This window comes from Polaromonas sp. (assembly GCF_018780625.1).
Classification (GTDB): Bacteria; Pseudomonadota; Gammaproteobacteria; order Burkholderiales; family Burkholderiaceae_C; genus Polaromonas.
In genome coordinates, this window is sequence record NZ_JADMJK010000074.1 from 1 (window position 1) to 13,350 (window position 13,350).

A 13,350-nucleotide genomic window follows, 5' to 3' on the forward strand; every position below is an offset into this window, starting at 1 on the left:
CGGGCGACGCGTAAATGTTGTCCACCGGGATGTCAAAAAATCCCTGAATCTGGTCAGCATGCAGATCCATGGTCAGGATGCGCGTGACGCCAACGGCCTGCAGCATGTTGGCCACCACCTTGGCGGTGATGGGGACGCGCGCCGAACGCGGCCGGCGGTCTTGCCGGGCATAGCCAAAATAGGGGATCACGGCGGCAATCTGGTCGGCCGATGAGCGCTTGAGCGCGTCCACCATGATCAGCAGTTCCATCAGGTTGTCGTTGGTCGGCGCGCAGGTGGACTGCACCACGAACACGTCACGCGCCCGGACGTTTTGCTGAATTTCAACGGTGACTTCACCATCTGAAAAACGGCCCACATGGGCGGCGCCCAGTGAAATACCCAGGTGCTGGGCGATCTCTTGGGCCATGCTCGGATTGGCATTGCCGGTGAAAACCATGAAGTCGGGATGGTGCGTTTGCATGTGGGGCCCAGCTGCTGTCGCGCTTGAAGGTGGCTGAAATTTTTGCGGAATCAACATACGCACAAGAAACATACTGCAACGCGGACTTGGCAGTGAGTGCCGCTTGCGGGTGTTTCCATAAACAATCAGACCCGCACTACGCGGGTCTGAAGTTCATGCAAACTCGCGTTATGCGAGCCTGAAAATTTGGCAGGGGTGGAAGGAGTCGAACCTGCGAATGCCGGAATCAAAATCCGGTGCCTTAACCAACTTGGCGACACCCCTACACAGGACAGCTGTTGCTTGTGTAGCGCCGACTGAAACCAGCCAACACCGCTTGCCAACAACCAACCTATAAACTTTTCTCTAAATCCAAACTTGGAAGCGCAATTTCAAGAGCGGTGATTCTACCAACCGGCCAGAGGATGCGACTCCAAATTGCTGCATTTGCGAATAATCCAGTCGCTCGGGGCGTCCAAAAAATCAAGCTCATGCAGCAATGGCGCAAATACAGCACTTCCTGAGCCGGTCATTCGCCCATCAAGCTGTTGTGCTCTCAGCCAATCAAGTGATTGGTCAATCTGCGGACACATCTGTTGGGCGACCGGCTGCAAGTCGTTGTGGCCGAATTTAAAAATCTGACCGTTTGCATTTGCAGCGTAGCCTTGAATTCTAGCAGTTTCTGTATCGCGTTTTAGCCCTGGTGCCCCAAAAATCTCTGGTGTCGACAGCCCGGCGGGTGTTTTAACCACCAAAAAGCGGGCTGGCGGCAGCGTGAGGGGGGTAATTTTCTCGCCAATTCCTTCTACCCAGGCGTGTCCTCCCGACAGGAAAAACGGTACGTCTGCGCCCAGCGACAGGGCGATGGCGCGCAACTCGTCGGGTGGCAGGCGTACGCCCCAGAGGCGTTGCAGTGCCAGCAGGCAACTCGCTGCGTCGGATGACCCGCCGCCCATGCCCGCCTGCGACGGGATGCGCTTTTCAAGACCGATATGTACGCCCAAGGGGGTGCCGGTGGCTGCTTGCAAGGCCTTGGCCGCCCGCACGCTGAGGTCTTCCCCGGGCAGCGCTTGCGCCGCGGTGTCGCCGAGGTCGGCCCGGCTGATGCGCCCGTCATGGCGCAGTTCAAAGTGCAGCGTATCGCACCAGTCGATCAGCATGAAGACCGACTGGATCAAATGGTAGCCATCGGGCCGGCGCCCTGTAATGTGCAAAAACAGGTTGAGCTTGGCGGGCGCCGGTACGTCGTACAGGGCTTTCAGGGGCCGGAGAACAGGTGATGAAAGGGCGGGGCTGCGCATGCTCTAAATTTACTGATCCAGTATGACGCGAAGCTCGGCCTGCGGCGCAGGTTGTGCGCGTCTGGCCAGGATTCGGCCTTCGCTGTGCCTGGACAGGTCGGCCGACCAGCCGCTCACGTTGGCGTTATCGCCCTGTAGCCAGGCGAAAAGCGCACCCAGCGGAATAGCTGCGCCGGTGGCTTGCGCCATCAGTGCATCGACCGATGAAAAGCGCTGGGTCTGCTGGCTACCCGAGTCAAGCGTGGCTTCAAGCGGGGTCCAGCGCAAGATGCCCAGCACATTGCCCAGGGGGCTGATCAGCGTCAACTCGCCCCGCTCCGGCTTGCCTTTGAGTTCAAAGCTGGCCGAAAAAGACTGCGCGGGCTCGCTCTGAACTTGCAGGCTGATGCGGCCCATCCAGAAATTATTTTTTGGATCGTTTGCGCCTGTAGTCAAAGGAGGGCGGGCACAACCAGCTATTAAAATAGTAGCAAAAAGAAGGGTGAAAAAAAACAGCGCACGCAGGCGGGTTGAAGAAATCAAGGGGCAGTTACCGGGTTACAGTTTCACGCGAAGCCGTTTGAGTGTCTCAAGCAAGGTCTCGTTGTCAGGATTGATGAGCATGCCTTCTCTCCAGAGGGCCATTGCACGGTCTCGCTGGCCCACGGTCCAGAGCACTTCACCAAAATGAGCAGCAATTTCTGCGTCGGGCTTGGCCTTGTAAGCGGCTTCAAAAATCCGGATGGCCTCGGCGCTATTGCCCATGCGGAATTCGACCCAGCCCAGGCTGTCCTTGATGAAGGGATCAGAGGGTGCGTATTCCAGCGATTTTTGTATCAGCGCCTTGGCCTCTGGCAAACGGATGTTGCGATCTGCCAGCGAATAGCCAAGGGCATTGTGCGCGTGGTGGTGGTCGGGCTTGTACTTGATGACCTCGCGCAGCAGCCGCTCCATGTCATCCAGGCGCCCCAGTTTTTCTGCCATCATGGACTGGTCGTAGAGCAGGTCTGTGTCATTGGGCGTGGCCGCGAGGGCCTTCGCGAGCAGGTCGTAGGCCAGCTGGTACTGCTTGAATTCCCTGAGCAGGCCAATTTCGGCGTTCAGTTTGAGCCGCGCATCTTCGGGGCTGCGTTCCGGCAGTTGGCGAATCAGCTGGCGGCCTTGTTCCAGCTTGCCTTGACGCGCCAAAATGGATGCCCGCCGTGTTTGTGCTTGCGCAAGGGCTGACGAATTCTCGATCTTGTTCAGCCAGTTTTCGGCGGCGGCGTAGTCCTTGCGCGTTTCGGCAATCTGTGACAGCGTGAGGTAGGCCTGAGCCAGGCCGCGCTTGTTTTCTTCCTCCTGTGGTGCCTGTTGGTTGACCAGGGCGATGTAGCGCTCCAGCGAAGTCTGTGCCAGCGCGGGCTGGTTGTCCTGCAACTGCAGGGAGCCCAGAACCAGCCAGCTTTCCGGGAAATCGGGTTTTTCACGTGTCACGATCTGCAACTGGGCGGCCGCTTCGGCGTAGCGCTGCTGGTCCAGCAGGGCGCGCGCGTAAGCCATGCGCAATTCAGGCCGGGCCCCAGGGGTGCTTTCCAGGTGCTTGCGCACCAGGCTTTCCGCTTCGGGCAGCTTCGGGTCCATGGTTTCCAGCGCGACCAGCACGGGGCCTTCTGCTTGTGGATCAGCCGCCTGACCGCGTTTTGCTGCAGCGAGCGCGCCCTCCAGGTCGCCCGCCAGCCCGCGCATGCGTCCCACGGCGGTCCATGCCGCGCTGGCGGTTGATGGGCTCTTCAGGTAGTCGGCCAACGCTTGCTCGACCACGGTGCTGGCCAGCTTTTTGTCACTGACGCGTGCATAGGCCCGCGGCACCGCCGCCAGAGCCAGCGGTCGCTCGACATCCGGTGCCAGTCCAATTTCCTGCTTTAGCGGCTCAATGGTGTCAGTGATGCGGTTCAGGGCAATCAGGATTTGCAGCACGTAACGGTTGGCTTCGCGTGAAGCAGGCTGCGCCTGCTTCCAGGCCATTGCGGCCTGCAGCGATGCCTCGCCAGAGCGCGACTGCAGCGCTATGTCGGTCGCCCGTTTGTAAAGCTGGGGGTCGCCGGTTTTTCGGGCCGCATCCAGCATCAGGGCAAAGCTCGCGGCGGGCTCCTCTTCTTGCAGGGTGATCTCGCCCAGCAGCAATTGGTAGAAAAGTGCGCTGTCGAGTCCCGAGGACGGGGCTGCCGCCAGCGCGGCCTCTGCCTCGGCGAGCCCGGATGGCGCAGCCGGCTCTGGTGCAGCAGTCTGTGCCAAAACCAAGGGGGCGACAAGCCACAGGTAGCCAAATGCAAGGCCAAGTTTTTTCTTCATCGGGCCATGATAATTGAAGCTCCGGCGGCGTGCTTTTCACCATGGTCTTTCAAGACTTACCTTGCGCTGCGGTCCTGTGCCGATGTTTGTTGACCCAAATCATGATCCTATGCCTGAACTGCCCGAAGTAGAAGTCACCCGCCTGAGCTTTGCAGGCCGCATTGCTGGCGCCCGCATCGAGGCGGTGTCCCTGGGCAAACCCTTGCGCTGGCCGCTGGGCTGCCAGGTTCAGCAGCTCGAAGGCCAATGCGTGCTGGGCGTGCGTCGCCGCGGCAAATATTTGCTGATTGATCTGAGTGGCGGCTTGTTGTTGATGCACCTGGGCATGTCCGGCAGCGTCAGCTTTGGCGCGGGCCTGCCCGCTCCGGGCAAGCATGACCACTTTGAAATGGTGACCAGCCTGGGCACCTTGCGCCTGAACGACCCGCGTCGCTTTGGCGCGGTGGTGTACGCCAGCGGTGAAGGTGACCCCATAGCGCACAAGCTGCTGGGCCGGCTGGGTGTGGAGCCGCTCAGCGAGGCTTTCAATGCCATTGAATTCCACCAGGCCCTGCAGCGCAGGCAGACGGCCATCAAGCAGGTTCTGCTGGGTGGGGAGGCGGTAGTGGGCGTAGGCAATATCTACGCGTCCGAGGTATTGTTTTTGGCCCGTATCCGTCCCACCACCAGGGCGGCTCGTATCAGCAAGCCGCGTGCTGCGCTGCTTCATCGTGCGATCCAGAACGTATTGACAGAGGCCGTGAAAAAAGGAGGCAGCACGCTGAAGGACTTTTCGAACGCCCAGGGCGAGGCGGGTCATTTCCAGCTTGATGCCATGGTCTATGACCGTGCTGGCCAGCCCTGCCGGGTATGCATGACGCCGATCAAGAGCATGCGTCAGGGCCAGCGATCCACCTTTTACTGCAGTCATTGCCAAAAGCCGTGAGTGCGCCTCTCGCCCTGGCAGCCCTTGCTCTGGGCGGAGGCAATGCTATATTGGACAAGGAAATTTTTATGGACAGACCGATGTCTTTTAACGAACAGTTCGATCATTATGGCGAATGGCGGCGGGAATTCGCGCTTCAGCTAAAACGGCTCTCCCAATGGATGAAAGACCATAGCCTGCTTGACGCGGCGGTCGAGGAGCGTTTGCTGCGACTGGAGTTGCAGGTGCGTTCCGACAAGATCATGGTGGCTTTTGTGGCGGAGTTTTCGCGCGGCAAGTCCGAGTTGATCAATGCCCTCTTTTTTGCAGGGTACGGCCGCCGCATCATGCCCGCGAGCGCTGGCCGAACCACGATGTGCCCGACTGAACTGGGTTACGACGCCGATGTGCCGCCTTGTCTGCGCCTTTTGCCCCTGGAAACGCGTTTGCAGACACAGGCGCTCATGGAGTGGCGTAACGTGCCCGAAAAGTGGACGCGCGTTGACCTGGACGTGAACGACCCGGCCCAGTTGGCCCAGGCACTGGAGAAAGTGGCTGAAGTCATCCATGTCAGCCAGGACGATGCCCGGGCCTTAGGGCTCTGGCACGATGACAGTCCGCAAGACAACCCGCCGGTCAGGGCCAATGGCCTGGTTGAAGTGCCTAAATGGCGTCATGCGCTGATCAACATTGCACATCCCCTGCTCAAGCAGGGGCTGGTCATTCTTGACACGCCAGGCCTGAACGCCATTGGTGCCGAGCCTGAACTGACGGTCAGTCTGATTCCCCAGGCGCATGCGGTGGTATTCATACTGGCGGCCGATACCGGAGTGACCAAGTCAGACCTTTCCATTTGGCGTGAACATCTGGTCACCGAAGGGGGGGGGACTGAGACACGTCTGGTGGTACTGAACAAGATCGATACGCTGTGGGACGCGCTGAGCACGCCCGAACAGGTGCAGGCGCAAATTGACAAGCAGATTGCCACGTCGGCCGAGACTCTGGGCTTGCCTTGCGAGCAGGTGATTGCAGTTTCAGCGCAAAAAGGGCTGGTCGCTAAAGTCACCGGGGATCAGGCCCTGTTGCAGGCCAGCCAGCTACCAGCGCTTGAACTGGCGCTGGGCAAGGGTCTGATGGGACAGCGCCAGGATATTTTGCGTTCGGCCGTGGCGGCCAGTATCCATGCGCTAAAAATCGAAGCTGGGAGAGCCATCAACATGCGCAGGCGGGATCTTGCCGAGCAGTTGCTGGAGTTGCGCAGCCTGAGGGGGAAAAATATTTCGGTCATCAGGCATATGCGCAGCCGCATTGAGCAGGAGAAGGCCGAATTCGACGCCAGTGGCACCAGAATATTTGCAGTGCGCTCGATCCACTTCAAGCTGTTGCGAGAAGTCATCGATCTGCTCAGTACGCCCACGCTCAAGGCCGAACTGGCGGAACTGACCCGCGCACTCAAACAGCCAGGAATCAAACTGGGCGTGAAGAAAGCCTACGGCCAGACTTTTGTGTACCTGCGTGAAGGGCTGCAGAAGTCTCAAGCCCTTTGTGGTGAGATCCACGCGATGCTGGCCTCGTCCTTTCGCGAACTCAATGCGGAGTTTGGCTTTTCGCTGCAGGCGCCGGTGCAGCCGGATCTGGCACGCTATGCGCGTGACCTGGAATTGATAGAGCAAAGCCACCTGCGGTATCTCGGGGTTGGCAATTTAATGAAACTTTCCCGAGCGGACTTCTGCGAACGGCTGATGCGTGCCCTGGCTACCCGCCTGCGAGTGGTGTACGAGTCCGCGCTGGGCGAGGTGGAACTCTGGAACAAGTCGGCAGCTTCTCAACTGGACGTGCAATTAAGGGAGCGGCGACGCAATTTCGGACGCCGTCTTGACGCCATTGAGCGTATTGGGCAGGCGGCCTCCGGCCTTGATGACCGGATTTACGAAATTGATGACCAAGAGCAAGTTCTAAATGAACTGGATGCCAAATTGGCGGCGTTGACGTCGCTCCTGACAAGCGCGCCACTCCCCTTTGCAGCGCACAGTGCGACTGCCCCAGCCCCGGTCCGAGCGGCCATACCAGAGGCTGCGTGATTTTGGCATTTTCCAGCCCCGCACCAGTCGACCTTGCACAGAACGACCAGCCCGCATTGCGGGGAGGTCGGCAGCCCGCGATACAGCCAAGTGATCTCTCCGCTTTTTCAAGCGAAGTAGCAAGCTGGCAAAAGACGCACGGGCGTCACACGCTGCCTTGGCAAAACACGCGCGACCCCTACCGTGTCTGGTTGTCTGAAATCATGCTTCAACAGACCCAGGTTGCCGCTGTCCTTGATTACTACGCCCGGTTTTTGCAGCGATTTCCCACCGTGAGCGACCTTGCAGCGGCAGGACAAGACGAGGTGATGGCCTTGTGGAGTGGTCTGGGTTATTACAGCCGTGCACGCAACCTGCATCGCTGCGCACAAGACGTGATGGCGCTGCACGCAGGGCAGTTTCCCCCTACGGCGCAACAGCTTCAATCTTTGCCAGGTATCGGGCGCTCAACGGCCGCGGCCATTGCATCCTTTTGTTTTGGAGAACGCGTTGCCATTCTGGACGGCAACGCCAAGCGCGTTCTTGCGCGGGTGATTGGCTTTTCTGATGACCTGGCGCATGGCGCCAATGAGCGTGCGCTCTGGGACCTGGCGACAGGCCTGTTGCCAGACCAGCACCAGGATTTGCTGCAAACCATGCCGCGTTATACGCAGGGCCTGATGGACCTGGGGGCGACCATCTGTCTGCTCCGGCAGCCGCAGTGTCTGTTGTGCCCGGTACAAAAACTGTGCCGCGGCTTCGCAACAGGAGAGCCCGGCAACTATCCTGTCAAGACACGAAAACTCAAGCGCAGCGCGCAGGCGCTGAGCCTGCTGTGGGCGCGAAAGCCAGACGGCGCGGTGTGGCTTGAAAAGCGTCCCGCGTCCGGAATCTGGGGCGGACTCTACTGCCTGCCGGTGTTCGAGAGCGATGATCTCCTCAAAGCGCATCTTCCCCCACCTCTGCATGCCCGACTAGAAGCGCTGCCTCATTTTGTTCATGTGCTGACGCACAAGGATTTGCACCTGTCGCCGTGGGTGGCAGGCTTTACGCCCGGTCAGGCCATGCCGAAGGCCACCTCCCCGGATGGCGCAGCGGGTGCGTGGTTTGGCCCGCTTGCCTGGCCGGGCTTGGGCTTGCCAGCACCCATTCGCAAGCTGCTGGCGCAGGACACCTGTATTTGATGCTGGCGGCGACTAAATAGTCGCGGTTAGTCGGTTAGTCGATCAGCGGGCATCGAGTTCGCGGTGCCGTTTCAGCGTGTGCCAATGCGGGCTGAATGCAGTAGCCAGCTTTTCTGCAAGATAGACCGAGCGGTGCTGGCCCCCCGTGCAGCCAATGGCCACGGTAACATAGCTGCGGTGGTCGCGTACCAGCGCTTTCAACCAATGGCTCAGGAACTGTTCAACGTGGGTAAACATGTCACCCACTTCTGACTGAGCCTCCAGATAGTCCACAACCGCTTGATCCCGTCCGGTCTTGTCGCGCAGGTCGGGCTCGTAATGCGGGTTGGGAAGCATCCGTACGTCAAACACATAGTCTGCATCCAGTGGCACCCCGCGCTTGAACGCGAATGACTCGAACACCAGCGTCAGCTGGGTGGGCGGTGCCTCGATCAATGACTTGACATAGCCCTGCAACTGGGAAGGACGGATCATGCTCGTGTCGAGTACGTGGGCCTGCTCGCGCATGTCGCCAAGCAGTTCGCGCTCCAGTTCGATGGCGTCAACCAGTGCCCTGTGCTGGTCGGTGGCGTTGGGACGCGACAGAGGATGAAGCCGACGGGTTTCCGAGAATCGTCGCACCAGCGTCTCGGTGTTGGCATCCAGAAAGAGCGAGTGCACGGTGACGCCTTGCTCCTCCAGTAGTCGAAGCTGCCGCAGTTGCTGGGGTACAAGCGGCAGCGAAGTGGCGCTCCGAACGTCGATCGCAATCGCCACCTTGCGGGCGCCATCTTTTTGTTCCAGCGCAATAAAAGGCATCAGCAACTCGGGTGGCAGATTGTCCACACAGTAATAGCCGGCATCTTCCAGCGCATGCAGGGCCACGGATTTTCCGGAGCCCGACATGCCGGTAATCAGCACCATTTTCAAATCCGTCATCAGTGTCCCAGCATTTCTTTAGCGTGTGCGAGTGTGGTTCCAGAAAGTCGTTCTCCCCCCAGCATACGGGCGATTTCGGCGACGCGCTGTTCGCCATGGACATGTTCCACGGTGCTGAGGGTTCTGCCTTTTTCAGTGTGCTTGGCCACCACCAGATGCTGGTCAGCGCAGGCGGCAACCTGGGGCAAATGAGTGACGGCCATCACCTGCCGGTCTTTACCCAATTGCTTCATCAGGCGGCCAACGGTTTCAGCCACAGCGCCGCCCACACCCGAATCAACTTCATCAAAGATCAGTGTCTGTGCCTGGCCAAGCTGGCTGGTGGTCACTGCGATGGCCAGGGCGATACGGGACAACTCGCCGCCCGATGCCACTTTGCCCACAGGCCTTGGTGTGCTGCCGCTATGGCCCGCCACCAGAAATTCGGGCTGTTCAAGCCCATGCTGGGCGGGCTGCTCCAGGGGGGCAAGGGCCACCTCAAACTTGCCGCCCTGCATGCCCAGGCCTTGCATGGCCTGGGTGATGGATTTGGCCAGCAGGGGCGCCGCCTGGCGGCGGGATTGGGAGATGCGACCAGCTTCCTGCAGATAAGCGGCTTGGGCCTGGCCCTCGTTTTTTTCAAGTTGAACCAGGTCTGCTGCCTCGTCGAGCTTTTGGAGCTCACTCTGCCATAAAGCCAGCAAGTGGGGCAACTCGGCAGGGCTGCGCTTGTAGCGCCGTGCCAGACTGACCCAGAGTGCCAGCCGCTCGTCAAGTTCCGCCAGCCGCTGCGGCTCCAGCTCGGCATGCCGGGCGTAGCTGTGGAGTGAATGCACGGCATCTTCTATCTGTGCAAGTGCACTGTCCAAAACCTCAACAAGCCCTTTGAATTCGGGTTCTATCCGCTCCTGATTTTGCAGTGCGGAAATGGCGCGGCCAAGCAGGGCGGCTGCGTTGCTATCGGACTCCTGCAAAAAGTCCACGGCGTTTTGTACGGCCTCACGCAGGGCTTGCGCGTTCGACAGGCGACCGTGCTGGGCGTTGAGTTCTTCCCATTCATCCGCACCGGGCGCCAGCTTGTCCAGTTCGCCGATTTGCCAGGCCAGGCGTTCACGCTCCCGCTGGAGGCTGTCTTGTGCGTTGCGGGCTTGCATCAGCGTTTTTTGGGTCTCGCGCCAGGCTTGCCAGCGCCGCGACAGCTGCTCGGTGGAGACCGCCGCATAGGAGTCCAGCAGGCCTCGCACGGCATCAGGGCGGGTCAGGCTCTGCCATGCATGCTGGCCGTGAATATCCACTAACTGGCCTGCGATGTCCCTGAGTTGCGCTGCAGTTGCCGCGCTGCCATTGATCCAGGCCCGGCTCTTGCCTTGCGCGTCGATCGTGCGCCTGAGCAGCAAGCTCTCGCCCGCCTCGAAGCCGCCCTGTTCGAGCCGCTGTTCCAGGCCTGCAGGGTGGTCAAATTCCGCACTGATTTCGCAGCGCGGAGCACCTTCGCGCACTACACCGGCATCGGCGCGTGCGCCCAGTACCAGTTGCAGCGCATCAATCAATATTGATTTTCCCGCTCCAGTCTCACCCGTGAGAACCGTAAATCCACCCGACAAATTCAGGTCCATTTCGTGAACGATCACGAAATCTCGCAAAGAAATGCTTTTGAGGCTCATAACTTAAGTCCTGGTCAGGTTCAGAGACAAGCTCAGGCCACGCCTTCGTTCCAGTGGAGTTTCTTGCGCAAGGTATCAAAGTAGCTCCACCCCTTGGGGTGTAAAAAGCGCACCTGATACTCTGAGCGCCTGACAGTAATCCGGTCGCCGTGCTGCAAGCTGGCCAGCGACTGCATGTCAAAATTGGCGCTGGCATCCCGGCCCGACACTATTTCAATAGCGACTTCCCCGGAGTCTGAAAGCACGATGGGCCTGTTCGAAAGCGTGTGTGGCGCAATCGGAACCAGTATCCAGCCCTCAATGGACGGGTGCATCAAAGGGCCGCCTGCAGAAAGCGCATAGGCGGTAGATCCGGTGGGCGACGCGATGATCAGGCCATCTGCGCGCTGGTTGGCCACAAAACGGCCATCGACTTCCACGCGAAGCTCGACCATTCCCCCGGTCGCGCCCCGGTTGACCACCACGTCATTCATGGCCGTGGCGCTGAACACGCACTGGCCGTCGCGCACCACCCTGGCTTGCATCATCCAGCGCCGATCTTCCTCGAATTCCCCGTGCAGCATGGGTTCGAGCGTCTCCCGGTATTCCTCGAATGCGATGTCGGTGATAAACCCGAGCCTGCCCTGGTTGATGCCGACCAGTGGAATGCCCGACTGGGCCAGCTGCCGCCCGATACCCAGCATGGTCCCGTCGCCGCCCACCACCAGCGCCAGATCGCAGTGTGCTCCGATCCCGGCCACGTCAAGCGTGGGAAACTGGTGAAGGCCGGTGTTGGTTGCGGTGTCTTGTTCAAGCACAACCTCGCAGCCCTGTGTGCCTAGAAAGTGCGCAATGCCCTCCAGCGCGGAGCGGGATCCTTGGGCTTGGTACTTGCCGATCAGTGCGACATGGCGGAATTGCAACTTCATCGCCAAATTACATCACAACCTGGTGGCCGAAGCTTCGTAGAATGTGTCCATGCTTGATGCCCGTGCCCGGTTGTTGTTGAAAGCGCTCGTTGAGCGCTACATTGCTGATGGCCAGCCGGTGGGCTCACGCACGCTCTCCAAAGCCTCCGGCCTTGATTTGTCGCCCGCCACGATCCGCAATGTCATGAGCGATCTGGAGGATCTTGGCCTGATCGTCAGCCCGCACACCTCTGCCGGACGCATTCCCACAGCCCGGGGCTACCGCCTTTTTGTCGACACCATGCTGACCACGCAGCGCGACCCGCTGTCAGCGGCAGGCCGCTTCACCACACCCAGGCTTGCGCCCGATCAGCCGCAGAAGGTATTTAGCAACGCTGCCCATATGCTGTCCAGCCTGTCGCAGTTTGTGGGGGTGGTCATGGCGCCCCGCCGCACGTCTGTATTCAGTCATATCGAGTTTTTGCGGCTTTCTGAAAGGCGTTTTCTTGTGATCATCGTCTCGCCCGACGGTGATGTGCAAAATCGCGTGATCTTTACCGAATCCGACTACACCCAGTCCCAGCTCGTTCAAGCTGCCAATTTTCTTAATTCGCACTATGGGGGCATGGCCATTGAAGAGGTGCGCGAACGGCTGAAAAACGAGGTGGACGCGCTGAGGGGTGAAATTTCCGGTTTGATGCATGCGGCCGTTCAGGCCAGCTCCGAAGCGATCGAGTCGCGTGACGAAGTTCTTGTCTCGGGGGAGCGCAACCTGCTGGCCGTGAGCGAGTTTTCAAGCGATATGGGTAATCTGCGCAAGCTTTTTGACTTGTTTGAGCAAAAAGCGCAGTTGATTCGCTTGCTTGACGTTTCCAGCCGCGCGGAAGGTGTGCGCATCTATATTGGCGGCGAAAGCGAGGTCATTCCCTACCAGGAACTGTCCGTGGTGACCGCACCTTACGAGGTGGATGGTCAGGTCGTTGGCACGCTGGGCGTGATCGGCCCCATGCGCATGCCCTACGAGAAAATGATCCAGATTGTCGATATCACGTCCAAACTGGTCAGCACGGCCCTTAGCCATAGCAAGTAGGCCCTTACAATCTGGTTGTTGTTGGGGGGCGTTAGCTCAGTTGGTTAGAGCAGAGGACTCATAATCCTTTGGTCCACGGTTCAAGTCCGTGACGCCCTACCATTCAACAAAAGAGGATCAGCGCAGCACCAGCACCGGCACAGTGCTGTGCGTGAGCACATGCTGTGTTTCGCTGCCAAGCAGCACCCGCTTGATACCCTTGCGGCCATGAGAAGCCATCACCACCAGGTCACATTTGTGCTTTTTTGCAGCGGCCATGATGGATTCCGCCACCAAGTCAGACCTGACGACGACGGCCTTGGCTTTGATGCCTTCCGCCTGGGCAGCCTGTTGCACGGCATCGACGACGGCCTGTCCTTTTTCGCTCCACTGTTTCTCGGTTCGCTCCACATCCTGCATTGAGATCGTCACGCCGCCTTCAAAGTAGCTGACGGGGTAGCGCGGCACGACGTACAACGCCACCAGATCCGCTCCGACTGCTCCTGCGAGATCGATCGCATTGCGCACCGCCTTTTTTGAAAGGGTTGAGCCGTCGGTTGCCACAAGAATGCGTTTGTACATGTTGGTTTCTCCGGGTTTGGTGTAACGGGATTTACAGTTTAGTCCAG

12 protein-coding genes and 2 tRNA genes are annotated in these 13,350 nt (G+C 59.5%); 5 read left to right on the top strand and 9 right to left on the bottom strand.

Annotated features, from left to right (window positions below; all coding sequences use genetic code 11):
* The 5 genes from prs to IV091_RS06620 form a co-directional block, all read right to left on the bottom strand.
* Window positions 1-463: ribose-phosphate diphosphokinase (gene prs, locus IV091_RS06600; protein ID WP_293466716.1), on the bottom strand; the 463-nt coding region annotated here is incomplete at its 3' end.
* 187 nt (window positions 464-650) lie between these two features.
* Window positions 651-727, bottom strand: a tRNA-Gln gene (locus tag IV091_RS06605).
* A 122-nt stretch (window positions 728-849) separates the two neighbouring features.
* Entirely contained in the window at window positions 850-1,704 is an 855-nt protein-coding gene (gene ispE, locus IV091_RS06610) for a 4-(cytidine 5'-diphospho)-2-C-methyl-D-erythritol kinase (RefSeq protein WP_293466877.1), read from the bottom strand.
* Between the two features lie 48 nt (window positions 1,705-1,752).
* A complete protein-coding gene (locus tag IV091_RS06615) occupies window positions 1,753-2,139 on the bottom strand; it encodes a lipoprotein insertase outer membrane protein LolB (RefSeq protein ID WP_293466718.1) in 387 nt (128 codons plus the stop codon).
* A gap of 141 nt (window positions 2,140-2,280) precedes the next feature.
* On the bottom strand, window positions 2,281-4,056 hold the full coding sequence (locus IV091_RS06620) for a tetratricopeptide repeat protein (RefSeq protein ID WP_293466720.1): 1,776 nt from the start codon (window positions 4,054-4,056) through the stop codon (window positions 2,281-2,283).
* A 109-nt stretch (window positions 4,057-4,165) separates the two neighbouring features.
* Here IV091_RS06620 and mutM point away from each other — a divergent pair, with 109 nt between their 5' ends.
* The 3 genes from mutM (at window position 4,166) to mutY (ending at window position 8,204) form a co-directional block, all read left to right on the top strand.
* On the top strand, window positions 4,166-4,981 hold the full coding sequence (gene mutM, locus IV091_RS06625; RefSeq protein WP_293466723.1) for a bifunctional DNA-formamidopyrimidine glycosylase/DNA-(apurinic or apyrimidinic site) lyase: 816 nt from the start codon (window positions 4,166-4,168) through the stop codon (window positions 4,979-4,981).
* A gap of 80 nt (window positions 4,982-5,061) precedes the next feature.
* Entirely contained in the window at window positions 5,062-7,041 is a 1,980-nt protein-coding gene (locus tag IV091_RS06630) for a dynamin family protein (protein WP_293466879.1), read from the top strand.
* Between the two features lie 80 nt (window positions 7,042-7,121).
* Window positions 7,122-8,204: an A/G-specific adenine glycosylase gene (gene mutY / locus IV091_RS06635; RefSeq protein ID WP_293466881.1), complete on the top strand. Its 1,083-nt coding sequence runs from the start codon at window positions 7,122-7,124 to the stop codon at window positions 8,202-8,204.
* Window positions 8,205-8,246: 42 nt separating this feature from the next.
* Here mutY and rapZ read toward each other — a convergent pair whose 3' ends face one another.
* From rapZ to IV091_RS06650, 3 genes are read right to left on the bottom strand one after another with little or no spacing between them, the layout of a single operon-like run.
* Window positions 8,247-9,122 carry an RNase adapter RapZ gene (rapZ, locus tag IV091_RS06640; RefSeq protein WP_293466725.1) on the bottom strand — a complete coding sequence of 292 codons (876 nt, stop codon included), beginning with the start codon at window positions 9,120-9,122 and terminating at the stop codon, window positions 8,247-8,249.
* Window positions 9,122-10,765, bottom strand: coding sequence for a DNA repair protein RecN (recN, locus tag IV091_RS06645; protein WP_293466727.1), 1,644 nt, complete (start codon window positions 10,763-10,765; stop codon window positions 9,122-9,124). The genes rapZ and recN overlap by 1 nt, the downstream gene beginning before the upstream one ends.
* Before the next feature lie 32 nt (window positions 10,766-10,797).
* Window positions 10,798-11,673, bottom strand: coding sequence for an NAD kinase (locus tag IV091_RS06650; protein WP_293466730.1), 876 nt, complete (start codon window positions 11,671-11,673; stop codon window positions 10,798-10,800).
* 49 nt (window positions 11,674-11,722) lie between these two features.
* Between IV091_RS06650 and hrcA the strand changes: the two genes are divergently transcribed.
* Together hrcA and IV091_RS06660 are read left to right on the top strand one after the other, a co-directional pair.
* Window positions 11,723-12,742, top strand: a complete 1,020-nt coding sequence (gene hrcA / locus IV091_RS06655; protein WP_293466733.1) for a heat-inducible transcriptional repressor HrcA — start codon at window positions 11,723-11,725, stop codon at window positions 12,740-12,742.
* A 25-nt stretch (window positions 12,743-12,767) separates the two neighbouring features.
* Window positions 12,768-12,844: transfer RNA gene (locus IV091_RS06660), tRNA-Ile, on the top strand.
* 15 nt (window positions 12,845-12,859) lie between these two features.
* Here the strand turns inward: IV091_RS06660 and IV091_RS06665 are convergent.
* Window positions 12,860-13,303: a universal stress protein gene (locus IV091_RS06665; protein WP_293466736.1), complete on the bottom strand. Its 444-nt coding sequence runs from the start codon at window positions 13,301-13,303 to the stop codon at window positions 12,860-12,862.
* Between the last annotated feature and the right edge of the window lie 47 nt (window positions 13,304-13,350).

Excerpts from the sequence above, each read along its gene's own strand:
- IV091_RS06630 (WP_293466879.1), top strand. The coding sequence starts at position 5,062 with ATGTCTTTTAACGAACAGTTCGATCATTATGGCGAATGGCGGCGGGAA.
- IV091_RS06615 (WP_293466718.1), bottom strand. The coding sequence starts at position 2,139 with ATGGGCCGCATCAGCCTGCAAGTTCAGAGCGAGCCCGCGCAGTCTTTT.
- mutM (WP_293466723.1), top strand. The coding sequence starts at position 4,166 with ATGCCTGAACTGCCCGAAGTAGAAGTCACCCGCCTGAGCTTTGCAGGC.
- rapZ (WP_293466725.1), bottom strand. The coding sequence starts at position 9,122 with ATGACGGATTTGAAAATGGTGCTGATTACCGGCATGTCGGGCTCCGGA.
- IV091_RS06650 (WP_293466730.1), bottom strand. The coding sequence starts at position 11,673 with ATGAAGTTGCAATTCCGCCATGTCGCACTGATCGGCAAGTACCAAGCC.
- hrcA (WP_293466733.1), top strand. The coding sequence starts at position 11,723 with ATGCTTGATGCCCGTGCCCGGTTGTTGTTGAAAGCGCTCGTTGAGCGC.
- IV091_RS06620 (WP_293466720.1), bottom strand. The coding sequence starts at position 4,056 with ATGAAGAAAAAACTTGGCCTTGCATTTGGCTACCTGTGGCTTGTCGCC.
- IV091_RS06665 (WP_293466736.1), bottom strand. The coding sequence starts at position 13,303 with ATGTACAAACGCATTCTTGTGGCAACCGACGGCTCAACCCTTTCAAAA.
- recN (WP_293466727.1), bottom strand. The coding sequence starts at position 10,765 with ATGAGCCTCAAAAGCATTTCTTTGCGAGATTTCGTGATCGTTCACGAA.